The organism is Pseudomonas sp. FG13, assembly GCF_057809755.1.
The window spans coordinates 213,538-237,619 of record NZ_JBMDKO010000002.1 but is presented as its reverse complement, the minus strand read 5'-3'; the positions used below and the strand labels follow the sequence as shown (position 1 = coordinate 237,619).

Sequence of the window (24,082 nt, the reverse complement as noted above, 5' to 3'; positions counted from 1 at the left end):
CCTGGGGCCTCGTTCCCACGCGGAGCGTGGGCACGCATCAACGGACGCTCTGCGTTCGGCTCTTGAGACGCGGAGCGTCCCCGGCTGCATTCCCACGCGGAGCGTGGGAACGATCAAACAACCAAAAACTCAGGCATGGGTATCGACAGAACCGGCCATCGCCTGCAGCAACGCTGCCCGCAAGGTCTGCAAGGCGGCCTGGGTGCCCATGATCTGGGTCTGGATGGCCATGGCCTGCTGGGTCTTCTGCTCTTCGTTGGCCTGACTCTTCTCCACGCGGGCCAGTTCGGCCTGCTGCTGGGCCAACAGCTTTTCGGCCTGCTCGATCTGCTTTTTCAACTGCTCGACGACATCGACGCCGCTGCTGGCAGGCGCACCGGCGATATTGGCGCCGCTGGTATCGATTTTCAGTGACTTTTCCTTCTCGTCGCCGGCATCAGTCGATGCCGACGAAGTGGCCGTCGTTTCCTCGGCCGCCCCACCGATCCGGGCCTTTGGGGCCGAGAGTGGGTAAGGATTTACGGTAGTTGCGCTGATCGTGGTCATGGGGACTCCTCCTTGGCTGACCCGTTATCGGCACGCAACAGCGCTTCTTAAGGGCTGAATCGTTTCAATCAGATGAATTCGAAACGGTCGGCATCCAGGTTCGCCGGAAACCGCGTGCGATACGCCACCAGGTCCGCCGCATTCAAACTCACCATGAACACACCATCGGCCTCCCCTGCGCTGAGCAAGGTTTCGCCCTGGAAGTCCAGCACCTGACTGTCGCCGGTATAGGCGAAGCCCTTGCCGTCGGTGCCGATGCGGTTCACCGCCGCCACGTAGCACAGGTTCTCGATGGCCCGGGCCGGCAGCAGGCGGTTCCAGTGCTGGCGCCGGGCCCCCGGCCAGTTGGCGGTGTACAGCAACAGGTCGGTGTCGTCGGCGTCGCGGCTCCAGGCCGGGAAACGCAAGTCGTAGCAAATCAGCGGACGGACCCGCCAGCCCTTGAGCTCGAACAGCACCTGGCGCTCGCCCGGCGTGTAGTGATTGTGTTCGCCGGCCATGCGGAACAGATGGCGCTTGTCGTAGTGCAGCACCTCGCCGTCTGGTCGCACCCAGAGCAGGCGATTGCGATGGCTGCCGTCAGCGGCCTGGACAATCACGCTGCCGGTGATCACCGCGTCCAGTCTTGCCGCCTGGGTCCGCATCCAGACGCTGGTAGGCCCGTATTCCGGCTCCGCCAGGGTTTGCGATTCCATGGAAAACCCGGTGGTGAACATTTCCGGCAGGATGACCAGGTCTGCCCCCCGCGCCTGCTCCAGCAGGCTTTCGAAATGTTCCAGGTTGGCCTGGCGGTCATGCCAGGTCAGGGTGGTCTGGACCAGGGCGATGTTGAGGTTCGGCAACGCACTCAGATCACGCATAGTTTTTCCGCCGCTTCACGCAGCGTCTCCTCGCGTTTGGCAAAGCACAGGCGCACCAGGCGCTGGCCTTCGGGTGGGTCCTGATAGAACACCGACACCGGAATCGTCGCCACGCCGTGCTCACGGGTCATCCAGACTGCCATGTCGACATCGTTCAGGTCCGGACGGATGTGCGAGTAATCCACCAACTGGAAATAGGTGCCGGTCACGCGCTTGAAGCTGAACCGCGACGGGGCCAGCAGATCGCAGAACAGGTCGCGCTTGGCCTGGTAGAAATCCGGCAGTTCTTCCACGTGCTCGGGATGCGCGGCCATGTAGTCGGCCAAGGCGTATTGCAGCGGTGTCACGCCACAGAAGCTGACGTACTGATGCACCTTGCGCAGCTCCGCCGTCAGGGCCGGTGGCGCCACGACGTAGCCGGTTTTCCAGCCGGTCACGTGGTAGGTCTTGCCGAATGAGCTGACCACGAAGGCGCGGCGGTACAGTTCCTCGTGGGCGAGGACGCTGGCATGGGGCACACCGTCGAACACCAGGTGTTCATAGACTTCATCGCTGATCAGGTAGATGTCGCGATCACGGATCAACGCCGCCAGTTGATCCAGCTCGGCACGACTGATCAGGGCGCCGCTGGGATTGTGGGGGGTATTCAGAATGATCATCCGCGTACGCGGGCTCAGGGCTTCGCCGAGCTTCTGGAAATCGATGGCAAAGTCATCCAGGCCCAGCTGGACGTGCACGCAACGACCACCGGCCAATTGGACCGAGGGTTCGTAGCTGTCATAGCAGGGGTCGAATACGATTACTTCATCGCCGCTTTGGACCACCGCCGCGATGGCGCAGAAAATTGCCTGGGTCGCACCGGGGGTCACGGTGACTTCCTGGTCGGCATCGACGCTGGCGCCATAACTACGGGCGATCTTCGCCGCGATCTGCTGACGCAAGGCCGGTAGCCCGGTCATGGGTGAATACTGGTTATGACCTTGGGCGATATGCCGGCCAACCGCATCGCGCAGGGCCTGCGGACCATCGAAATCGGGAAACCCCTGGGACAGGTTGAGCGCGCCGGTCTGCGCGGCGAGCTGGGACATCTGGGTGAAAATGGTGATGCCGACATTCGGCAGCTTGCTGGTGATCATCAGGGGTTCTCTGCGTCTGCGCCCGGCTCTGGCACGGCGCGGGAGAGGTCGAGGATAGCCCAATCGCCGGGCATGAAAAAGGGTGCCGCGGTGGGCACCCTTTTTCATGCTGACGACTTCCCCCTGTGGGAGCGAGCCTGCTCGCGATAGCGGTGGATCAGCTTGCATCAAGGTTGCTGTCCCGACGCTTCGCGAGCAGGCTCGCTCCCACAGGTGATCGGCGCTGACTTTCGCTCAGCGCTTGTCGCGACGCTTCTTGTCGGCCTTCTTGTGGTGCGACATCAAGCGGCGCTTCTTGTTGACCTGACGGTCGGTGAGCGTGTTCTTGTTGCCTTCGTACGGGTTCTCACCGCCCTTGAACTCGATGCGGATCGGCGTACCGACCAGCTTCAGGACACGGCGATAGGTGTTTTCCAGGTAACGGACGTACGACTTGGGCACCTTCTCGATCTGGTTGCCGTGGATCACGATGATCGGCGGGTTGGCGCCGCCCAAGTGAGCGTAACGCAGCTTGATCCGGCGGTTGTTGACCATCGGTGGCGCGTGTTCGCCAACCGCGTCTTCCAGGATCTGGGTCAGGCGGTTGGTCGGCCAGCGGGTCACTGCCGACTTGAACGAGTTCTGCACCGACGCGTAGAGGTTACCTACGCCCGTACCGTGCAGGGCCGAGATGAAGTGGATGTCGGCGAAGTCGACGAAGAACAGGCGACGCTGCAATTCGACCTTCACGAAATCGCGCTCGCTCGGCGTCATGCCGTCCCACTTGTTGATCGCGATGACCAGCGCGCGACCGGCTTCCAGGGCGAAGCCCAACAGGTTCAGGTCGTGATCGACCACGCCTTCGCGTGCATCCATCACGAAGATGACCACGTTGGCGTCCTTGATGGCCTGCAACGTCTTGACCACGGAGAACTTCTCGACTTCTTCGTGGATCTTGCCGCGCTTGCGCACACCGGCGGTGTCGATCAGCGTGTACTTCTCTTCGTTGCGCTCGAACGGGATGTAGATACTGTCGCGAGTGGTGCCAGGCTGGTCGTACACGATGACCCGGTCCTCGCCAAGCATACGGTTGACCAGCGTCGACTTGCCCACGTTCGGACGGCCGATGATCGCGATCTTGATCCCGTCTTTTTCGCTCGGGCCCGGAATGCGCTTGGCTTCCTCGCCTTCGGCGACGATCTCTTCTTCGCCCTCTTCGGGCTCATCGTCATCTTTCGGGAAGTCAGCCAGGGCGACTTCCAGCAACTGGCTGATACCGCGACCGTGGGCACCGGCAATCGGAATCGCCTGGCCCATGCCCAACGGCGCGAACTCGGCGCGAGCCATGTCCGGGTCGATGTTGTCGACCTTGTTGGCGACCACATGGGAGCGCTTGTTACGCTTGCGCAAATGCTCGGCGATCATCTGGTCGGCGGCGGTAAAACCGGCCTTGGCGTCTACCAGGAACAGCACCACATCCGCTTCTTCGATGGCGAGCAGCGACTGCTCGGCCATTTTTTCGTCCATGCCGTGTTCGTCGCCGGAGATGCCGCCGGTGTCGATCAGAATGTAGGTACGCCCTTGCCACTTGGCCTCACCGTATTGGCGATCACGGGTCAGACCGGACAAGTCGCCGACGATGGCGTCGCGAGTCCTGGTCAGGCGATTGAACAAGGTGGACTTGCCGACGTTCGGTCGGCCCACCAGGGCGATTACGGGAACCATGCGGCTCTCCACTTCGTTATTTCAGAAAATACAAAAGCCGCTGCGAGGCAGCGGCTGGTGCTCAGGTGAAGCCGCTTGGGGATTAAACCCCAAGCATAGTCTTACTTGATGGTCAGGGCTTCCAGTTTGCCGCTGTTGCCATACACATAAATCATGTTGCCTGCCACCAGCGGACGGGCACGCAGGCCGTCGCTGTCGATACGCTCGCGGCCGACGAAACGACCGTCCACCTGGCTCAGCAGGTGCAGGTAACCTTCCAGGTCACCGACTGCAACGTAGCTGGAGAACACTTCCGGGGCCGACAATTGACGACGGGCCAAGGAGTCGTTGCTCCACAGTGCGGTAGTGGAACGCTCGTCGACGCCTTCAACCGTACCCGAGGACAGGCTGACATAGACGCTGCCGAAACCCTGGGCGACACCGGCGTAGCTGGACGCATCGCGCTGCCACAGCGGGCGACCGCTTTCCAGGTCCAGTGCCGCAACGCGACCCTGGTAGCTGGCGACGTAGATCGTACCGCCGGACAGCAGCAAGCCGCCGTCGATATCGACCACGCGCTCCAGTTCCGAACGACCTTGTGGGACGGCAACACGTTGCTCCCACGCCGGCACGCCGTTGGAGATGTCCAGGGCAACCACCTTACCGGTCGACAACCCGGCCACCGCGAGACGGTTGGTGACGATCGGTGCGCTGGTGCCACGCAAGGTCAGGACCGCCGGGGTGCTGTCGTACAACCAGCGCTGGTTGCCGGTGGCAGCATCCAGGCCGATCAGACGGTCATCCTGGGTCTGGACCACGACCACGTCACCGTTGGAGGCAGGCGGTGCGAGTACTTCGCTGCTCACGCGAGCGCGCCATTTCTCTTCACCGCTGCTGGCGTCCAAGGCGACGATCTCGCCCTTGAGCGTGCCGATCATGACCAGCCCGTAACCTACGCCGACGGCGCCGGAAACCGGCAGTTCGAGATCTTTTTTCCATTTGACGTCGCCGTTCAGGCGATCCATCGCCATCACCACGCCCGTGACGTCACCGGCATAGATGGTGTCGCCGTCGATGGCCGGCACCAGCATGTTGTAGGTTTCGCCCTGGCCGTCGCCAATGGAGCGGCTCCATTGCTTCTGCAGCACGACTTCTTCTTTGAAGTCGGTCAGTTCGGCCGGCGGCAGTTCTTTCTTGCTGTTGCTGCTGCAACCCGCGGCCAGAATGGCCAGAGCCAGCAATGCTGCATGTTTCCAACGGATCACGTCACGCATCCCCTTTGGCCAGGTCGTCCAGCTTGATTTGCAGGCCACCGACTGCGGCTTCATCCGACAGCGCGGCCTTGGCTTTTTGGTAGGCCGCATAGGCCTCATCAGCACGACCCAGCTGTACCAGCAAGTCGCCCTTGAGTTCTTCGCGGGTCGCCAGGAACGCCTTGTCGGCATCGCCGTCGAGCAGCTTCAATGCATCTTCGGTCTTGTTCTGCGCCGCCAGTACCTGGGCCAGGCGCTGACGCGCCACTTCGCCCAGGGTCGGGTTGGCAGGCTTGTCGATGATGCCTTTCAGCTCGATGGCAGCGTCGTCCAGCTTGCCGCTGTCTACCGCGACCTTGGCCACGAACAGGCGACCGTACTGCGCGTAGGCGGTGCCGCCGTATTCACTGTTGAGCTTGCCGGCCAGGTCCGCCACGCGGGCAGCGTCAGGCTTGCCGTCCGGGGTCAGGGTGGTTTCCAGCAATTGCTGATAGAGCATCGAGGCGCCTTGCGACTGGTTGCTCTGGTATTTCTGGAACGCCTGCCAGCCGAATACGATGACCAGCGCCAACAGGCCGCCAGTGACCAGCGGCTTGCCGTTGCGACTCCACCAGTCCTTCAAATCCGCCAGCTGTTCATCTTCGGTACTCGACACCCCAATACTCCTTAATCGCTAAATCGGCTGTTTGACAGCTTCAACCCTGCACGACGCAGGTGGCCAGGTGTGCGGCAAGCGCATCCCAGGCAATACTTTGTTGTTCGCCCTGGCCACGCAGGGGTTTGAAACCTACCACTTGTTGGGCCATTTCGTCGTCACCCAGGATCAGTGCATACAACGCACCGCTCTTGTCGGCCTTCTTGAACTGGCTCTTGAAGCTGCCGGCGCCGGCATTGATCTGCAGGCGCAGACCAGGCAACTGGTCGCGGACCCGCTCGCTCAGGGACAAGGCCGCCAGTTCGGCTGCTTCACCGAAGGCACACAGGTAGACGTCGACCTGCCGGGAAAGCGCTTCCGGCACCTTGTCCAATGCCTCGAGCATCAGCACCAGGCGCTCGATGCCCATGGCAAAGCCCACGCCTGGCGTCGGCTTGCCGCCCATCTGTTCCACCAGGCCGTCGTAACGGCCACCGGCACACACGGTGCCCTGGGCGCCAAGCTTGTCGGTGACCCATTCGAAAACGGTCTTGCTGTAGTAATCCAGGCCACGGACCAACTTGGGGTTGATCACGTAAGGAATGCCCACGGCGTCCAGGCGCGCCTTCAACCCTTCGAAGTGCGCACGGGATTCGTCGTCGAGGTAGTCGGCCATTTTCGGCGCATCGACCAGGATCGCTTGGGTGTCGGCATTCTTGGTGTCGAGCACACGCAGCGGATTGGTCTTCAGACGGCGCTGGCTGTCTTCGTCGAGCTTGTCCAGGTGCGCGGAAAGAAACTCCACCAGCGCTTCACGATAGCGGCCACGGGACTCGCTGGTGCCCAGACTGTTGAGCTCAAGCTTGACCGCGTCACGAAGACCCAGCTCGCCCCACAGGCGCCAGGTCATGACGATCAGCTCGGCGTCGATGTCCGGGCCGTCGAGGTTGAACACTTCCAGACCGATCTGGTGGAACTGGCGATAGCGGCCTTTCTGCGGACGCTCGTGACGGAACATCGGGCCGATGTACCAGAGTTTCTGCACTTGGCCGCCGCCGGTGATGCCGTGTTCGAGCACCGCACGCACACAGGCCGCCGTGCCTTCGGGGCGCAGGGTCAGGGAGTCGCCGTTGCGATCCTCGAAGGTGTACATCTCTTTTTCGACGATGTCGGTCACTTCGCCGATGGAGCGCTTGAACAGCTCGGTGAACTCGACGATGGGCATGCGGATCTGCCGATAACCGTAGTTATCCAGCAAACGTGCGACGGTGCCCTCGAAATAGCGCCACAGGGGCGTCTGTTCGGGCAGGATGTCGTTCATGCCACGGATGGCTTGCAGAGACTTGCTCACAATAAATCCTTAAAATTCGTTTGCTCAGCCGCGTGCGATGACCGCTGCGTCGGCTTCGACCTTTTCGGCCGCTTTCTCGCGGATCAGCCGTTCCAGCTCATCCACCAGATTGTCATTCGTCAACTTCTGCGACGGCTTGCCGTCGATGTAAATCAGGTTCGGCGTACCGCCGGTGAGACCGATATGGGCCTCCTTGGCTTCGCCCGGCCCGTTGACCACGCAACCGATCACCGCGACATCCAGCGGCACCAGCAGGTCTTCGAGACGCCCTTCCAGCTCGTTCATGGTCTTGACCACATCGAAGTTCTGCCGCGAGCAGCTCGGGCAGGCGATGAAGTTGATGCCACGGGAACGCAGGTGCAGGGATTTGAGAATGTCGTAGCCGACCTTCACTTCCTCGACCGGATCGGCCGCCAACGAGATGCGGATGGTATCGCCAATCCCTTCGGCGAGCAGCATACCGAGGCCGACGGCGGATTTCACCGTGCCCGAACGCAACCCACCGGCTTCAGTGATGCCCAAGTGCAGCGGCTGGACGATTTCCTTGGCCAGCAGGCGGTAGGCTTCGACGGCCATGAACACGTCGGAGGCCTTCACGCTGACCTTGAAGTCCTGGAAATTCAGGCGTTCGAGGTGCTCGACATGACGCAGCGCCGACTCCACCAGGGCCGCCGGCGTGGGTTCGCCGTATTTCTTCTGCAGGTCTTTTTCCAGGGAACCGGCGTTCACACCGATGCGGATCGGAATGCCACGGTCCCGAGCGGCATCCACCACGGCGCGCACGCGGTCTTCGCGACCGATATTGCCCGGGTTGATGCGCAGGCAGTCGACACCCAGCTCGGCCACGCGCAGGGCAATGCGGTAGTCGAAGTGAATGTCCGCCACCAGAGGCACCTTGACCAGTTGCTTGATCTTGCCGAACGCCTCGGCGGCGTCCATGTCCGGCACCGACACCCGCACGATGTCGACGCCGGCGGCTTCCAGGCGATTGATCTGCGCAACGGTGGCAGCCACGTCGTTGGTGTCGCTGTTGGTCATGCTCTGCACAGCGATAGGCGCATCGCCGCCCACGGGCACGTTACCGACCCAGATCTTGCGGGATTCGCGACGTTTGATTGGAGATTCGCCGTGCATGACTTATTGACCCAACTTCAGGCGAGCAGTCTCGCCACTGGTGAACGGAGCCACATCGACCGGCTGGCCGTTGTAGCTGACCTGCGCGCCACGGGCATAGCCCAGGCGCACGGCAAACGGCGGCTTGCCGTTGATGGACGTGGTATCGCCCTTGCGCTTGAGGCCGCTGAACAGCACCTTGCCGTTGCCGTCGGTGACCTGGGTCCAGCAATCCGCGGTGAATTGAATCTGCACCTGGCCTTCACCTGCGGCCGGCGCCACAGGGGCAACCGGTGTTGCTGCCGGCGCAGGAGCGACTGGAGCTGCTGGGGCTGCTGGAGCCGCCACGGTCGGCGCTGGAGTGCTCGGGGCAACCGGTGCGCCGGCAGTGGGCGTATGCGTGTTTGGCACGGCCGGGGCCACAGTTGGGGCAGCAGGCGTATTCGGCTCAGCGCCGGCTTCGGCGTCGGCACCGTCCTGGCCTTGTGGCAACGCCAGGTTGCTTTCGCCTTCTGCCTGGCCTTCGAGCACCGCCTGGTCTTCCGGCTCGTCCAATGGATGGATCCGCGTGGTGCCGTCGGCGCCCTCCACTTCTACATGCTCCGGAGCCAGGGCGACCGATTCCTTGCTACGCAGCGAGGTTTGATCCTGCCACCAGACGAAACCGCCCCCAATCACCGCGATCAGCAACAACAGGCTGACGATTCGCAAAATGGTGTGGGAAACACGCACCGGCTCCTCGATGCGGCCCAGGCTGTGCACATTGCTGCCCTGGGCGTCGGAACCGGTGTACTGATCGAATTGCTGGACCAGCACGGTCTGGTCCATGTCGAGTAATTTGGCGTAGGCGCGGATGTAGCCCCGGGCAAAGGTATGCCCTGGCAATTTGTCGAACGCGCCCGCTTCCAGGTTGCTCAGGGAAGCCACGGTGAGATTGAGCTTGAGGGCCACTTGGGCCAGCGACCAACCATTGCTTTCGCGGGCTTGACGCAGGGTCTCACCGGGGTTCACGCGAGTCGCTGCTACCACTTCAGGATGCGCCGCTTTCATCATTGCTCCGACAGGTATTGCTGATATTCCGGCGTACCGGGATAGAGTCTTTTTAGTTGCAGGCCATAACTGGCGGCCTTGTCACGATCTTCGAATACATGTGCCAGCCGAACGCCGAGCAATAGACTACGTGCATTTTGCTCGCTCAGCAGACTAAAACGTTCGTAATAGTCCCGCGCGGGCACATATTGCCTGTCCTCGTAGGACAACTCAGCCATTTCCAGCAAGGCTCGCGGTTGCTGGCGGTTGAGCCGCAACGCCTTTTCCAGTTGCTGGCGGGCCAGGTCACGCTGGCCGAGTTTCGCGGCGGTCATGCCAAGGTTCTCGAAAACCCGCGAACGCTCAGGGTAAAGGGTATCGGCGGCGGCCTGCTCGAAGCGCTCGTAGGCCTCCTTGTAACGTTGTTGCTCGTAAAGGAAGCTGCCGTAGTTGTTCAGGATCCGTGCATCCTGCGGCCGACTGGACAGCGCCTTGCGAAAATGCTCGTCGGCCAGTTCCGGTTCCAGCTCGGCCTGGAACACCAGGGCCAGGGCCGCGTTAGCATCGGCGTCGGAGCTGTCCAGCTCCAGGGCCTTCTTGAGCGGCACCTTGGCCCGTTCGGTCATGCCCTGCTGCAGATAGCCAATGCCCAGTTGCACATAGGCCACACGCGCTTCGTCACGCCCCTTGCTGGTCTTCATCGGGTTGTAGTCGCCCGACAGAACACAACCGGCGCACAGACCGGTGAACAGCAACAGCAGCGCGAAGCGCAGGGACATAGAGTTCCTCTCTTAGTGACCGTTCGCAGCGTTCTGTACATCGTCGGTGGCGTTCAACTCGCGCACGGCAATGTAGCGTTCGCTACGACGGGTGCGGTCCAGCACCTGTCCGACCAATTGACCACAGGCGGCATCGATGTCTTCGCCGCGGGTGGTGCGCACGGTCACGTTGAAACCCGCGTGATGAAGCTGATCCTGGAAGCGACGGATCGCGTTGTTGCTCGGACGCTCGTAACCGGAGTGCGGGAACGGGTTGAACGGGATCAGGTTGATCTTGCACGGGATGTTCTTGAGCAGTTCGATCATCTCGACCGCATGCTCGACCTTGTCGTTCACATCCTTGAGCAGGGTGTACTCGATGGTCAGCACGCGTTTTTCGCCCAAAGCCGACATGTAGCGCTGGCACGACTCCAGCAGCATCTTAAGCGGATACTTCTTGTTGATCGGCACCAATTGGTTACGCAATGCGTCATTGGGTGCGTGCAGCGACAACGCCAGGGAGACGTCGATGTGCTTGGCCAGCTCATCGATCATCGGCACCACGCCGGACGTGGACAGGGTCACGCGGCGCTTGGAAATGCCGTAGCCCAGGTCGTCCATCATCAGGTGCATGGCGGACACGACGTTGTCGAAGTTCAGCAGCGGCTCACCCATGCCCATCATCACCACGTTGGTGATGGCACGGTCGACGGTCGCCGGGACGCTGCCAAAGGATTTGTTGGCAATCCACACCTGGCCGATCACTTCGGCGGCGGTGAGGTTGCTGTTGAAGCCTTGCTTGCCGGTGGAGCAGAAACTGCAATCCAGGGCACAGCCTGCCTGGGACGAAACGCACAAGGTGCCGCGCTTGCCCTGGGGAATGTAAACGGTCTCGACGCAGCTGCCGGACGCCACGCGCACCACCCACTTGCGGGTGCCGTCGCTGGAAATGTCCTCGCTGACCACCTCGGGGCCGCGAATCTCGGCAACGGCCTTGAGTTTTTCACGCAAGGCCTTGCCGACATTCGTCATGGCGTCGAAATCGTCGACGCCAAAGTGGTGAATCCACTTCATTACCTGACCGGCACGGAAACGCTTCTCCCCGATTGAGTCGAAGAATTTCTCCATTTCCGGCTGGGTCAAGCCCAACAGGTTAATCTTGCCGATCGATGCAGTCATGGTCTCACCCTCACTCACAAGCTTTACTTAGCGAGCGGTTACTTCAGTAGCGGCGAAAAAGTAGGCGATTTCGCGAGCAGCAGCGGCTTCGGAGTCCGAACCGTGGACGGCGTTGGCGTCGATGGACTCGGCGAAGTCAGCACGGATGGTACCGGCAGCGGCTTCTTTAGGGTTGGTAGCGCCCATCAGCTCACGGTTGCGAGCGATGGCGTTTTCGCCTTCCAGAACCTGAACGACAACCGGGCCGGAAGTCATGAACGCAACCAGTTCACCGAAGAAACCGCGCTCGCTGTGCTCAGCGTAGAAGCCTTCGGCTTCGGCCTTGGACAGTTGCTTCATTTTCGAAGCGACGACGCGCAGGCCTGCGTCTTCGAAGCGGGTCACGATCTTGCCGATCACGTTTTTAGCAACGGCGTCAGGCTTGATGATGGAGAAAGTACGTTGAACAGCCATGGGTGTAACTCCAGAAACGGTAATGTGCGAAAAATTAAACCCGCGAATTATACGCGGGTTCATGGGTATTGCCTAACCTGCCAGGCCGATCAGTCGATTTCTTCGATCCAGAGCGCCTGGACCGCTTCCAACACCTTCTCGCCACAACGGCCAGAGGTACTGTCGAAGTCGTCAAGCTCCATGATCCAGTGCTGCAGATCGACGAAGTTGACCGTCATCGGGTCTACATCCGGCTTGGCTTCGGCCAACTCTTCAGCGATGCGTCGTACATCATTCCAACCATAGCTCATGACAGTCTCACCATCAGTGCGGCGCTTCAGCCGCATGGTTAAGCGAATATTTCGGGATCTCGACGGTCAGGTCTTCCGTACCGACGATGGCCTGGCAACCCAGGCGCGATTGCGCTTCCAGGCCCCAGGCCCGGTCGAGGAAATCTTCTTCCAGTTCGTCCGCTTCTTCCAGCGAATCGAACCCTTCACGGATGATGCAATGACAAGTGGTGCAGGCACAGACACCGCCGCAGGCACTTTCCATCTCGATATGGTGTTCATGGGCGAGCTCGAGGATGGAAATCCCAGGCTCAGCCTCCACAACCATGCCCTCGGGGCAGAACTTCTCGTGGGGTAAAAAAATCACCTGCGGCATCTATTACTCCTCGATCTCATTCAGGTTACGCCCCGCCAGGGCGGCTTTGACCGTCGAATCCAGGCGGCGGGCGGCAAAGGCATCGGTGACTTGCGACAGACGCTTGGTCTGCTGCTCGATGGCATAGCCATCGGTGCCCTTGATCAATTCGGACAATTCCTGCATCTGCAATTCGATAACCATGCGCTCTTCGGCGTCCAGCAGACGCTCACCGTCGGCCTCAAGGGCGCCTTGCACGGCTTCGATCAGACGCTGGGCGTCGACCTGCTGCTCGCGCAGCACGCGGGCCACCTTGTCGTCACCGGCGTACTGGAAGGAATCCTTGAGCATCCGCGCGATTTCGCCGTCGGTCAGGCCGTAGGAAGGCTTGACCTGAATGCTGGCCTCGACGCCCGAACCCAGCTCGCGGGCGGAGACATTGAGCAAGCCGTCGGCGTCGACCTGGAAGGTCACGCGGATCTTCGCCGCGCCGGCGACCATGGCCGGGATGCCGCGCAATTCGAAGCGCGCCAGGGAACGGCAGTCGCTGATGAGTTCCCGCTCGCCTTGCAGCACGTGGATCATCATGGCCGACTGGCCGTCTTTATAGGTGGTGAAATCCTGGGCGCGAGCGACGGGGATGGTGGTGTTGCGCGGAATCACCTTCTCCATCAGGCCGCCCATGGTTTCCAGGCCCAGGGACAGCGGGATCACGTCGAGCAACAGCAGTTCGCCGCCGTCGCGCTTGTTGCCGGCCAGGGTATCGGCCTGGATCGCGGCGCCGATGGCGACCACCTGGTCCGGGTCGATTTCAGTCAGCGGTTGACGACCAAAGGCCTCGGCAACGGCTTCGCGAACCCGCGGCACGCGAGTCGAGCCGCCGACCATGACCACAGCCTTGACGTCTTCGAGCTCGACGCCGGAATCGCGCACAGCGCGGCGGCAGGCCTTGAGGCTGCGGGCGACCATGGGTTCGATCAGCGCATTGAAGGCTTCGCGGTTCAAGGAGGCTTTCCAGTCGCCGTAGACGACCTCGACACTCATCGCGTCGGTCAGGGCTTCCTTGGCGGCGCAGGCGGTTTGCAGCAGGTGACGTTGCGCACCCGGATCAAGATCAGCGGACAGGCCCGCTTGCTCGATGATCCAGCCGGCGATGGCGTGGTCGAAGTCATCGCCGCCCAGGGCGCTGTCGCCGCCGGTGGCCAGGACTTCGAAAACACCGCCGGTCAGGCGCAGAATCGAGATATCAAAGGTACCGCCGCCCAGGTCGTAGATGGCGACCAGGCCTTCGGCATGCTGGTCCAGGCCATACGCCACCGCAGCGGCGGTCGGCTCGTTGAGCAGGCGCAGCACGTTCAGGCCGGCCAGTTTGGCCGCATCCTTGGTGGCTTGACGCTGGGCGTCGTCGAAGTAGGCCGGGACGGTGATGACCGCACCCACCAGTTCACCGCCCAACGCGGCTTCGGCGCGCTGACGCAGGACCTTGAGGATGTCGGCCGACACTTCCACCGGGCTTTTCGGGCCCTGCACGGTTTCGATGAACGGCATGTGGGACTCGCCGCCGACGAAGCGGTACGGCAGTTGATCGCCCAATTGCTTGACGTCGGACAGGCCTCGCCCCATCAGGCGCTTGACCGAGACGATGGTGTTCAGCGGATCGGTCGCGGCGGCCAGCTTGGCCGACTCGCCCACTTCGACGCGATCGGCGTGGTAGCGGACGGCGGACGGCAGGATCACCCGCCCCTGCTCATCGGCCAGCGGCTCGGAAAGACCGCTGCGCAACGCAGCGACCAGGGAATTGGTGGTACCCAAGTCGATTCCCACAGCCAGGCGACGCTGGTGCGGTTGAGGACTTTGGCCGGGTTCGGCGATCTGCAGTAGGGCCATCGTAATCAGGACTTATCTGTAATCAGGCGTGCGACCGGAGCGGCACTGGGTTAATCGTCGAGGCGCTCTTCTAGCTGGCGCACTTCGTAGGTGAGCTTGTCGAGGAACTGCATGCGCCGCATCAGGCGTTCGGCCTGTTCGCGTTGCGCGGCATCGTTCCAGCAGGCTGCGAAGCTTTCGTTCAGGGTTTGCTGGGCGTCCTTCAAGCGGCGCTTGAACGTGGCGACACCCGCCAGGTCGGCACTGTCCTGCAGGTCTTCGAGCTCTTCGCGCCACTGCATCTGCTGCAGAAGAAACTCGGGATCGTGCACCGTGACTTCCAGGGGCAGTTCATGACCGCTGATGGCAAGCAGGTATCGCGCGCGCTTGGCCGGACTCTTGAGCGTCTGGTAGGCCTCGTTGAGGTTCGCGGACTGCTCGAGCGCCCGCCGCTGCTCGGCCTCGGAGGCGTCCGCGAAGCGGTCCGGATGGACGCCTCGGGCCAGCTCGAGATAACGCGCCGACAGTTCATCGAGATCCAGGCTGAAACCCGGCTGCATCTGGAACAAAGCAAAATGACAAGGAGTACCCACGAGCCGCCTCAGATGTTGAAGCTTTCGCCGCAGCCACATTCACCGCGCACGTTGGGGTTGTTGAACTTGAAGCCTTCGTTCAACCCTTCCTTGACGAAATCCAGCTCAGTGCCGTCCAGGTACGTCAGGCTCTTCGGGTCGATGATCACTTTCTGACCATGACTTTCGAACACCTGATCGTCTTCGCCGACTTCATCGACGAACTCCAGTACATAGGCAAGGCCGGAACAACCCGTGGTGCGAACACCCAGGCGGATGCCCTCGCCCTTGCCGCGCCCCGCGAGGGAGCGCTGTATGTGCCTGGCGGCTGCTTCTGTCATCTGGATAGCCATGAAAACTCCTTACCTGTCGCGGTTCAGATCAAGCCTTTCTTCTGCTTGTAGTCGCGAACGGCGGCCTTGATGGCGTCTTCAGCGAGTACCGAGCAGTGGATTTTCACTGGCGGCAGGGCCAGTTCTTCGGCCAGCTGGGTGTTCTTGATGGTTTCGGCTTCATCAAGGGTCTTGCCCTTCATCCACTCGGTGGCCAGGGAGCTGGACGCAATGGCCGAACCACAGCCGTAGGTCTTGAACTTGGCATCTTCGATGATGCCTTGCTCGTTGACCTTGATCTGCAGACGCATCACGTCGCCACACGCCGGGGCGCCGACCATGCCGGTGCCGACATCAGGATCCTGCGCGTCCATCTTGCCGACGTTGCGCGGGTTCTCGTAGTGGTCGATGACCTTTTCGCTATATGCCATTTGCTTCAATCCTCATCAGTGGAGCCGCTCTGGTGGCGACTTCTCAGTGCGCCGCCCATTCGATTTTCGAAATGTCGACGCCGTCTTTGTACATGTCCCACAGCGGCGAAAGTGCGCGCAGCTTGGTGACGGCCTCGCAGACTTTCTGCGCGGCGTAATCGATTTCTTCTTCGGTGGTGAAGCGGCCGAAGGTGAAGCGGATCGAACTGTGGGCCAGTTCGTCGTTGCGGCCCAGGGCGCGCAATACATACGAAGGCTCGAGGGACGCCGAGGTGCACGCCGAACCGGACGACACGGCCAGATCCTTGAGCGCCATGATCAGCGACTCGCCTTCAACGTAGTTGAAGCTCAGGTTCAGGTTGTGCGGTACGCGGGCGGTCATGCTGCCGTTGACGTAGAGCTCTTCCAGGTGCTCGACCTGCTTGAAGAAGCGGTCGCTCAGGGCCTTGATGCGCACGTTCTCGGCAGCCATGTCTTCCTTGGCCACGCGGAAGGCTTCGCCCATGCCAACGATCTGGTGGGTCGCCAGGGTGCCGGAACGCATGCCACGCTCGTGACCGCCGCCGTGCATGGTCGCTTCGAGGCGAACACGCGGCTTGCGGCTCACGTACAGCGCGCCGATGCCTTTAGGGCCGTAGGTCTTGTGGGCGGAGAACGACATCAGGTCGACTTTGAGCTTCGACAGATCGATGTCGACCTTGCCGGTGGACTGGGCCGCGTCGACGTGGAACAGGACGCCCCGGGAACGGGTCAGTTCGCCGATGGCTTCGATGTCGTTGACGGTGCCGATTTCGTTGTTCACGTGCATGATCGAAACCAGGATGGTGTCGTCGCGCAGCGCGGCTTCGACCATGGCCGGGGTGATCAGGCCGTCTTCGCCAGGCTCGATGTAGGTGACTTCGAAACCTTCACGCTCCAGTTGGCGCGTGGTGTCCAGGACAGCCTTGTGCTCGATCTTGGAGGTGATCAGGTGCTTGCCCTTGGTGTGATAGAAGTGCGCGACACCCTTGATTGCCAGGTTGTCGGACTCGGTGGCACCGGAGGTCCAGACGATTTCACGCGGGTCGGCGTTGACCAGGTCAGCGACCTGGCGACGGGCGTTCTCGACCGACTCCTCGGCCTTCCAGCCGAACACGTGGGAGCGGGAGGCCGGGTTACCGAAGTTTCCGTCGACCAGCAGGCATTCACTCATTTTCTGCGCGACACGTGGGTCAACCGGGGTGGTCGCAGAGTAATCAAGGTAAATCGGCAATTTCATGGACTCTCTCCTAAATCAGGCTGGCTGGCGTTCCGCTTGCTCTGCGGCAGTCATTCGACGGCGGACGCTTCAATCTTGTCCAGGTGCGGCGCCTTGCCATTGCAACGGCGCTGGTCCTGACGCTGGGCTACTTCCTGCACCTCACGACGAGTGACAAGGTCAGCCAAGCTGATACCGCTCAGAAATTCGTGGATCTGCAGGCTCAAGTCGCACCACAGATGATGGGTCAGGCAAGTATCACCGCCATGGCAGTCGCCCAACCCCTGACATTTGGTCGCATCGACCGATTCGTTCACCGCATCGATCACCTGGGCGACCTGGATGCCTTGCATGTCCCGCGACAGCTGATAGCCGCCACCGGGACCACGCACGCTGGACACCAGGTTGCTGCGACGCAGCTTGGCGAACAGTTGTTCAAGGTAAGACAGGGAAATGCCCTGGCGCTCGGAGATATCGGCCAGGGACACCGGCCCGTGCTGCGCATGCAATGCCAGATCCAGCATTGCGGTCACGGCGTATCGGCCTTTTGTAGTCAGTCGCATGGACAATTACCACGGAGTTCGGAATGGGGCGAGTATGCAATTCCCGAGTAATTAAGTCAACTATAAGACCTAGTGGGGTACTCGGGTTTACCCGCGAAAGAGCGCGCGCATGATAGCAAAGGGTGATCGCCGGGGACCAGCGATACCGCGTTATCGTTCATCGCGGGCAAGCCTTGCTCCCACAGACGTCTCCACTGGGTCTGTGGGGGCAAGGCTTGCCCGCGATGCAGACGCCTCGGTCAGCCGACCTGGCTCTGATCCTTGTCCTTCACACACGCGAAATCTTCCTCGCGCAGTTCAGGCAGCTCCTTGGCACAGTAATTACTGCCCAGGTCCTTCAGGGCGCCGCACATCCCCTCCAGGCGTCCGTCGACGGCCTGCAGGTGATCGAGCAATTGGTTGATGGCGCGGGCGACCGGGTCGGGCATGTCCTCGCCGACACCGTAGGCGTCAAAGCCGATCTTCTCGGCCATGGCCTTGCGCCGGGCGTCCTGCTCGTCATCGGATTTGACGATGATCCGCCCAGGAATGCCCACCACGGTCGCGCCAGGCGGCACGGCCTTGGTGACCACGGCGTTGGAGCCGACCTTCGCCCCTGCCCCCACGGTGAACGGACCGAGTACCTTGGCGCCCGCGCCGACCACCACGCCATCGCCCAGGGTCGGGTGGCGCTTGCCCTTGTTCCAGCTGGTGCCGCCCAGGGTCACGCCCTGGTACAGGGTCACGTCATCGCCAATCTCGGCGGTTTCGCCAATGACGATGCCCATGCCGTGGTCGATGAAGAATCGACGACCGACCTTGGCGCCCGGATGGATCTCGATCCCGGTCAGCCAGCGCCCGAAGTTGGACACCAGCCGCGCCAGCCACTTCCAGCCCATGTTCCACAAGGCGCCGGACAGGCGATGGAGCCAGATCGCGTGCATTCCCGGGTAGCAGGTCAGCACTTCAAAGGCGTTGCGCGCCGCCGGGTCACGATGGAAAACGCTTTGGATATCTTCACGCAAACGATCGAACATTTTAATCCTTCCGCTTAATCAGCTCGCCACGGGCCGCTTTCTGGGTTTCCGTGAGGATGCCGCGCAATATATTCATCTCCGCCCGGCTGACCGAGCTTCGTCCGTACAACCGACGCAGGCGCGCCATCAAGTGCCGAGGCTTGTCCGGGTCGAGGAACTCGACGTCCACCAGGGTCTGCTCCAGGTGTTCATAGAATCGCTCCAGTTCGTCCATGGTCGCCAGTGTCTCACTGCGCGGCGACGTCGCCTCATATTTTTCGACCTTGCTCGGCTTGCCTTCGGCTGCCAGCCAGGCCATGCGCACTTCATAGCTCAACACCTGCACCGCCGCCCCGAGGTTCAGGGAACTGAATTCGGGGTCGGAAGGGATATGCACGTGAAAGTGACATCGATGCAGCTCGTCGTTGGTGAGGCCGGAGTCTTCACGGCCGAACACCAGTGCTATTTCGGTACCCTGCGCGGCTTCCTCGACCACTTTCGTCCCGCACTCGCGGGGATCGAGCATGGGCCAGGGGATACGGCGGTCGCGGGCGCTGGTGCCGAGCACCAGGTTGCAGCCCACCAGGGCGTCTTCCAGGGTGGCGACGACCTGCGCACCGGCCAGGATGTCACCGGCGCCGGAGGCTCGGGCGTCGGCTTCGTGATGAGGAAACAAGCGAGGCTCGACCAGCACCAGCCGCGACAGGCCCATGTTCTTCATGGCCCGCGCAGCTCCGCCGATATTGCCCGGATGGCTGGTATTGACCAGGACGACACGAATGTTCTGCAACAAGGGAGGCGCTCTCGAACACGATAAAGGGAGCAAATCTTACATAAGCACCTACCGTTAAGCTATGAAAGCGAACGCCAACCTTCTCCTGAGAAAACTTTCTGATAGAATGCGCGGCTTTCTTTAACAACCTTAGGTGACACATCCATGCAGCCCATGCTGAATATCGCGCTGCGCGCCGCCCGCAGCGCCAGTGAACTGATCTTCCGCTCCATCGAGCGCCTGGATACCATCAAGGTCGATGAAAAAGACGCCAAGGACTATGTGTCCGAGGTTGATCGTGCCGCCGAACAGAAAATCGTCGATGCCCTGCGCAAGGCTTACCCGAACCACTCGATCATGGGTGAAGAGACCGGTATGCACGCCGGCACCGGCATCGAGGGTGAAGAGTACCTGTGGATCATCGATCCGCTGGACGGCACCACCAACTTCCTGCGCGGCATTCCTCACTTCGCCGTCAGCATCGCCTGCAAATACCGTGGCCGCCTGGAACACGCCGTCGTGCTGGATCCGGTTCGCCAGGAAGAATTCACTGCCAGCCGTGGCCGTGGCGCCCAACTGAACGGTCGTCGCCTGCGGGTGAGCGGTCGCACCAGCCTGGACGGCGCCCTGCTGGGTACCGGCTTCCCGTTCCGTGATGACCAGATGGACAACCTGGACAACTACCTGGGCATGTTTCGTGCCCTGGTCGGCCAGACCGCTGGCATCCGCCGCGCCGGCGCCGCGAGCCTGGACCTGGCTTATGTAGCGGCAGGCCGTTTTGATGCATTCTGGGAATCGGGCCTGTCCGAATGGGACATGGCAGCGGGCGCCCTGTTGATCCAGGAAGCGGGCGGCCTGGTGAGCGACTTTACCGGCGGCCACGACTTCCTTGAAAAAGGCCACATCGTTGCCGGCAACACCAAGTGCTTCAAGGCTGTTCTGACAGCCATCCAGCCACACCTGCCACACTCGCTGAAGCGCTAAGCGCCCCAGCTACAGAAAAGCACCCTTCGGGGTGCTTTTTTTATGCCTGAATTTCGGTAATTGATCGTTCCCACGCTCCGCGTGGGAATGCCGCCAGGGACGCTCCGCGTTCCGCTTCTCGAAGGTGACGCAGAGCGTCACGGGATGCATTCCCACGCGGAGCGTGGGAACGATCTACAGCCCAGAATTCAGGCGCAAAAAAAAAGCACCCCGAAGGGTGCTTTTTTCATAGCGGTTGGATCACTGGGCTGGTTGGTTCTGGCCCAGGATCAGTTGGCCTTCCTTGTTCACCGGGATCTGGTTGCCCGGGTCGCGGTCCATGCGGACTTTGCCTTCCTTGCCGTCGAGCATGTAGCGCACGTCGTAGCCAACCACCTTGTCGCTGATGTCATTGACGGTATTGCAGCGGGTTTGAGTGGTGGTGTAGGTGTCACGCTCCTGCATGCCTTCCTGAATCTTGTTACCGGCATAACCGCCGCCGGCCGCACCCGCCACGGTGGCGATTTTCTTGCCGGTGCCGCCGCCGATCTGGTTACCCAACAGGCCGCCCGCCACGGCGCCCAACACAGTACCGGCGATCTGATGTTGATCCTGGACCGGCTTCTGCCGGGTCACGGTGACGTCCTTGCAGACTTCACGCGGGGTTTTGATCTGAGTCTTGACCGGCTCCACCGCCAGTACTTGTGCATACTCAGGACCACTTTTCACCAAGCTGTAGGTCGCGACCGCACCACCGGCAGTAACACCGACAGCACCCAATACCGCACCAACCAGCATCGATTTGTTCACTTGAACCTCCTGGCCATCACCAGCGGAATAATCCGCGCTTCTCCCAGCCTTGGAGCATAAAAAAAGGCGCGAGTTCAACTCGCGCCTTTTCAGCGGTGACGGACGGAGCGACGAGCCTTACGGGCGATCGTCCACTTCCGTTTCGGTGGCCGCCGGAGGAATCAGATCCTCGGTGCTCAGGTTCAGCCAGATCAGCACCACGTTGGCGATGTAGATCGACGAGTAGGTACCCGCCAAGACACCGACAAACAGCGCAATGGAGAAACCGAACAGGTTGTCACCACCAAAGAACAGCAGCGCGGCAATCGCCAGCAAGGTGGAGATCGACGTCGCCATGGTCCGCAGCAGGGTCTGGGTGGTCGAGATGTTGATGTTCTCGATCAACGAGGCCTTGCGCAGCACGCGGAAGTTCTCACGCACCCGGTCGAACACCACGATGGTGTCGTTGAGCGAGTAACCGATGATCGCCAGCACTGCCGCCAGCACCGTCAGGTCGAAGGTGATCTGGAAGAACGACAGGATACCCACGGTCACGGCCACGTCGTGGATCAGCGAGACAATGGCGCCCACCGCGAACTTCCACTGAAAGCGGAAGGCCAGGTAGATCAGGATGCCGCCCAGCGCCATCAGCATGCCGAGGCCGCCCTGGTCGCGCAGTTCTTCACCCACTTGCGGGCCCACGAACTCGACGCGCTTGACCTTCGCCGGGTTGTCGCCACCGGCCTTCTGCAAGGCATCGGCAACCTGGTGACCCAGTTGCGGGTCTTCACCCGGCATGCGCACCAGCAGGTCGGTGGTTGCGCCGAAGCTCTGCACGATGGCTTCGTGGTAACCGGACGTTGCCAGTTGCTCACGCACCTTGGTCACGTCGGCCGGACGCTCGTAGGTCAGCTCGATGAGCGTACCGCCGGTGAAGTCCAGGCCGTAGTTCAGGCCCTTGGTAGCCCAGCTGAACAACGCCAGCGCAGTGAGGAACAATGTGACGCCGAACGCAACGTTGCGAACGCCCATGAAGTTGATTGTACGTAACATGGCAGCCCCTTAAATCCACAACTTCTTGAAGTCACGACCGCCAAAGATCAGGTTGACCATTGCGCGGGTCACCATGATGGCTGTGAACATCGAGGTAAAGATCCCGAGGGACATGGTCACTGCGAAGCCCTTGACCGGGCCGGTGCCCATGGCGAAGAGAATCCCGCCGACCAGCAACGTGGTCAGGTTGGCGTCGAGGATCGCGGTGAATGCCCGGCCGAAGCCTTCGTTGATTGCCCGCTGGATCGACATGCCCGCGGCGATCTCTTCACGTATCCGCGAGAAGATCAGCACGTTGGCGTCCACCGCCATACCCATGGTCAACACGATACCGGCGATACCCGGCAGGGTCAGCGTGGCGCCCAGCAGCGACATCAGGGCCAGCAGCATCACCATGTTCACCGCCAGCGCGACGGTGGCGATGATGCCGAAGAAGCGGTAGATGGCGATGATGAACAGCGACACGAACAGCATGCCCCACAGCGATGCATCGATACCCTTGGTGATGTTGTCCGCACCCAGGCTCGGGCCGATGGTGCGTTCTTCAGCGAAGTACATCGGTGCGGCCAGGCCACCGGCGCGCAGCAGCAGGGCCAGCTCGGAGGATTCACCCTGGCCGTTCAGGCCGGTGATGCGGAACTGGCTGCCCAGTGGCGACTGGATGGTCGCCAGGCTGATGATCTTCTTCTCTTCCTTGAACGCCTGCACCGCGACGTCTTTCTCGACGCCGTCGACCACTTGCTTGGTATAGGTGGTGACCGGCTTCTGCTCGATGAAGATCACCGCCATGCTACGACCGACGTTGCTGCGCGTGGCGCGGCTCATCAGTTCGCCGCCGTGGCCGTCGAGGTGGATGTTCACCTGTGGACGACCGTGCTCGTCGAAGCTCGCCTTGGCGTCGGTGACTTGGTCACCGGTGATGATCAGGCCGCGCTCGATCTGCGCCGCAGGGCGGTTGCCCTCACGGAACTCGAAGCTCTCGGAAGTGGCCTTGGACGCACCCGGCTCAGCCGCGAGGCGGAACTCCAGGTTGGCGGTCTTGCCGAGGATACGCTTGGCTTCGGCGGTGTCCTGCACACCCGGCAGCTCGACCACGATGCGGTTGGCGCCCTGGCGCTGCACGATCGGTTCAGCCACACCCAGCTCGTTGACCCGGTTACGCACGGTGGTCAAGTTCTGCTTGATGGAGTATTCGCGGATTTCCGCCAGCTTGGCCGGGGTCATCGCCAGACGCAGCACCGCCTGACCATTGAGGTCAGCCGGCACAATGTCGAAATCGTTGAAGGTCTTGCGGATCAGCGCACGGGCCTGTTCGCGGGTATCTTCATCGCTGAAGCCCAACTGAATGGCGCCGTTGAAGTCTGGCAGGCTGCGATAGCGCACGCGCTCTTTACGCAACAGGCTCTTGACGTCGCCTTCGTAGACTTTCATCCGCGCGTCGAGGGCTTTTTCCATGTCCACTTCCAGCAGGAAGTGCACACCGCCGGACAAGTCCAGGCCCAGCTTCATCGGATGCGCGCCGAGTTTGCGCAGCCATTGCGGGGTGGTCTGGGCCAGGTTCAAGGCCACGACGTATTCGTCGCCCAATGCCTTGCGCACGACGTCCTTGGCCGGCAGCTGGTCTTCAGCCTTGGCCAGGCGCAACAGGCCGCCCTTGCCGTTATCGGCAACAGACGCAGCCTTGACTTCGATACCGGAGGTCTTGAGGGCCGCGCTCGCACGGTCCAGATCCGCCTGGGTGACCTGCAAGGCAGTGCTTGCGCCACTGACCTGAATGGCCGGGTCATCCGGGTAGAGGTTGGGAGCGGAATAAATCAGACCGACCGCCAGCACCGCCAGGATCAGTACATATTTCCACAGAGGGTATTTGTTCAGCATCACGCCGCCCGC

At 61.6% G+C, this 24,082-nt stretch carries 26 protein-coding genes; 1 reads left to right on the top strand and 25 read right to left on the bottom strand.

The features are described 5' to 3' along the window. Positions 1-129 precede the first annotated feature (129 nt). The 22 genes from ACODTO_RS03645 to trmJ form a co-directional block, all read right to left on the bottom strand. Complete coding sequence (locus ACODTO_RS03645) at positions 130-546, bottom strand: hypothetical protein (RefSeq protein WP_175385139.1); 417 nt, start codon at positions 544-546, stop codon at positions 130-132. A gap of 68 nt (positions 547-614) precedes the next feature. Continuing rightward, positions 615-1,406, bottom strand: a complete 792-nt coding sequence (locus ACODTO_RS03640) for an amidohydrolase (RefSeq protein ID WP_489105980.1) — start codon at positions 1,404-1,406, stop codon at positions 615-617. Then, positions 1,394-2,542, bottom strand: coding sequence for a pyridoxal phosphate-dependent aminotransferase (locus tag ACODTO_RS03635; RefSeq protein WP_489105979.1), 1,149 nt, complete (start codon positions 2,540-2,542; stop codon positions 1,394-1,396). Before ACODTO_RS03635 ends, ACODTO_RS03640 begins: the two co-directional genes overlap by 13 nt. 234 nt (positions 2,543-2,776) lie before the next feature. Further along, positions 2,777-4,246: a ribosome biogenesis GTPase Der gene (der, locus tag ACODTO_RS03630; RefSeq protein ID WP_041023381.1), complete on the bottom strand. Its 1,470-nt coding sequence runs from the start codon at positions 4,244-4,246 to the stop codon at positions 2,777-2,779. 101 nt (positions 4,247-4,347) lie between these two features. Further along, entirely contained in the window at positions 4,348-5,499 is a 1,152-nt protein-coding gene (gene bamB / locus ACODTO_RS03625) for an outer membrane protein assembly factor BamB (RefSeq protein WP_041023382.1), read from the bottom strand. Beyond that, positions 5,492-6,133, bottom strand: a complete 642-nt coding sequence (locus tag ACODTO_RS03620) for a YfgM family protein (RefSeq protein ID WP_041023383.1) — start codon at positions 6,131-6,133, stop codon at positions 5,492-5,494. The genes bamB and ACODTO_RS03620 overlap by 8 nt, the downstream gene beginning before the upstream one ends. Before the next feature lie 40 nt (positions 6,134-6,173). Further along, a complete protein-coding gene (gene hisS, locus ACODTO_RS03615; RefSeq protein ID WP_139645981.1) occupies positions 6,174-7,463 on the bottom strand; it encodes a histidine--tRNA ligase in 1,290 nt (429 codons plus the stop codon). A 24-nt stretch (positions 7,464-7,487) separates the two neighbouring features. Beyond that, entirely contained in the window at positions 7,488-8,597 is a 1,110-nt protein-coding gene (gene ispG, locus ACODTO_RS03610; RefSeq protein WP_020795607.1) for a flavodoxin-dependent (E)-4-hydroxy-3-methylbut-2-enyl-diphosphate synthase, read from the bottom strand. A 3-nt stretch (positions 8,598-8,600) separates the two neighbouring features. After that, positions 8,601-9,626 carry a RodZ domain-containing protein gene (locus tag ACODTO_RS03605; protein ID WP_175385141.1) on the bottom strand — a complete coding sequence of 342 codons (1,026 nt, stop codon included), beginning with the start codon at positions 9,624-9,626 and terminating at the stop codon, positions 8,601-8,603. Then, a complete protein-coding gene (gene pilW / locus ACODTO_RS03600) occupies positions 9,626-10,384 on the bottom strand; it encodes a type IV pilus biogenesis/stability protein PilW (RefSeq protein ID WP_041023386.1) in 759 nt (252 codons plus the stop codon). Before pilW ends, ACODTO_RS03605 begins: the two co-directional genes overlap by 1 nt. A 12-nt stretch (positions 10,385-10,396) precedes the next feature. Then, the gene (gene rlmN, locus ACODTO_RS03595) at positions 10,397-11,542 is read right to left on the bottom strand and encodes a dual-specificity RNA methyltransferase RlmN (protein WP_041023387.1); all 1,146 of its coding nucleotides are present in this window, start codon (positions 11,540-11,542) and stop codon (positions 10,397-10,399) included. A gap of 27 nt (positions 11,543-11,569) precedes the next feature. Continuing rightward, positions 11,570-11,995, bottom strand: a complete 426-nt coding sequence (gene ndk, locus ACODTO_RS03590) for a nucleoside-diphosphate kinase (RefSeq protein ID WP_003185145.1) — start codon at positions 11,993-11,995, stop codon at positions 11,570-11,572. Between the two features lie 89 nt (positions 11,996-12,084). Further along, positions 12,085-12,285, bottom strand: a complete 201-nt coding sequence (gene iscX, locus ACODTO_RS03585) for a Fe-S cluster assembly protein IscX (RefSeq protein ID WP_024777049.1) — start codon at positions 12,283-12,285, stop codon at positions 12,085-12,087. A 13-nt stretch (positions 12,286-12,298) separates the two neighbouring features. Continuing rightward, the gene (gene fdx, locus ACODTO_RS03580; RefSeq protein WP_008014719.1) at positions 12,299-12,640 is read right to left on the bottom strand and encodes an ISC system 2Fe-2S type ferredoxin; all 342 of its coding nucleotides are present in this window, start codon (positions 12,638-12,640) and stop codon (positions 12,299-12,301) included. Between the two features lie 3 nt (positions 12,641-12,643). Continuing rightward, positions 12,644-14,506: a Fe-S protein assembly chaperone HscA gene (gene hscA, locus ACODTO_RS03575; protein ID WP_139645975.1), complete on the bottom strand. Its 1,863-nt coding sequence runs from the start codon at positions 14,504-14,506 to the stop codon at positions 12,644-12,646. Between the two features lie 50 nt (positions 14,507-14,556). After that, positions 14,557-15,078, bottom strand: a complete 522-nt coding sequence (gene hscB / locus ACODTO_RS03570) for a co-chaperone HscB (RefSeq protein ID WP_139645973.1) — start codon at positions 15,076-15,078, stop codon at positions 14,557-14,559. A gap of 8 nt (positions 15,079-15,086) precedes the next feature. Then, the gene (iscA, locus tag ACODTO_RS03565) at positions 15,087-15,410 is read right to left on the bottom strand and encodes an iron-sulfur cluster assembly protein IscA (RefSeq protein WP_024777046.1); all 324 of its coding nucleotides are present in this window, start codon (positions 15,408-15,410) and stop codon (positions 15,087-15,089) included. A 23-nt stretch (positions 15,411-15,433) separates the two neighbouring features. Then, complete coding sequence (iscU, locus tag ACODTO_RS03560; RefSeq protein WP_003185157.1) at positions 15,434-15,820, bottom strand: Fe-S cluster assembly scaffold IscU; 387 nt, start codon at positions 15,818-15,820, stop codon at positions 15,434-15,436. A 43-nt stretch (positions 15,821-15,863) separates the two neighbouring features. Next, the gene (locus ACODTO_RS03555) at positions 15,864-17,078 is read right to left on the bottom strand and encodes an IscS subfamily cysteine desulfurase (protein WP_024777045.1); all 1,215 of its coding nucleotides are present in this window, start codon (positions 17,076-17,078) and stop codon (positions 15,864-15,866) included. Positions 17,079-17,128: 50 nt separating this feature from the next. Beyond that, entirely contained in the window at positions 17,129-17,620 is a 492-nt protein-coding gene (gene iscR / locus ACODTO_RS03550) for a Fe-S cluster assembly transcriptional regulator IscR (protein WP_024777044.1), read from the bottom strand. 239 nt (positions 17,621-17,859) lie between these two features. Next, complete coding sequence (gene cysE, locus ACODTO_RS03545; protein ID WP_139645972.1) at positions 17,860-18,636, bottom strand: serine O-acetyltransferase; 777 nt, start codon at positions 18,634-18,636, stop codon at positions 17,860-17,862. A gap of 1 nt (position 18,637) precedes the next feature. Then, a complete protein-coding gene (gene trmJ, locus ACODTO_RS03540; protein ID WP_489105978.1) occupies positions 18,638-19,408 on the bottom strand; it encodes a tRNA (cytosine(32)/uridine(32)-2'-O)-methyltransferase TrmJ in 771 nt (256 codons plus the stop codon). A 144-nt stretch (positions 19,409-19,552) separates the two neighbouring features. Here trmJ and suhB point away from each other — a divergent pair, with 144 nt between their 5' ends. Then, positions 19,553-20,371, top strand: coding sequence for a type III secretion system regulator SuhB (suhB, locus tag ACODTO_RS03535; protein ID WP_041023393.1), 819 nt, complete (start codon positions 19,553-19,555; stop codon positions 20,369-20,371). A 240-nt stretch (positions 20,372-20,611) separates the two neighbouring features. Here the strand turns inward: suhB and ACODTO_RS03530 are convergent, their stop codons facing one another. From ACODTO_RS03530 to secD, 3 genes are all read right to left on the bottom strand, one after another. Then, positions 20,612-21,160 (bottom strand): glycine zipper 2TM domain-containing protein, encoded by a 549-nt coding sequence (locus ACODTO_RS03530; RefSeq protein WP_041023394.1) that lies wholly within the window; start codon positions 21,158-21,160, stop codon positions 20,612-20,614. Positions 21,161-21,277: 117 nt separating this feature from the next. Continuing rightward, positions 21,278-22,192 carry a protein translocase subunit SecF gene (gene secF, locus ACODTO_RS03525; protein ID WP_139645968.1) on the bottom strand — a complete coding sequence of 305 codons (915 nt, stop codon included), beginning with the start codon at positions 22,190-22,192 and terminating at the stop codon, positions 21,278-21,280. 9 nt (positions 22,193-22,201) lie between these two features. Then, complete coding sequence (gene secD, locus ACODTO_RS03520; RefSeq protein ID WP_139645966.1) at positions 22,202-24,070, bottom strand: protein translocase subunit SecD; 1,869 nt, start codon at positions 24,068-24,070, stop codon at positions 22,202-22,204. Positions 24,071-24,082: the final 12 nt, after the last annotated feature.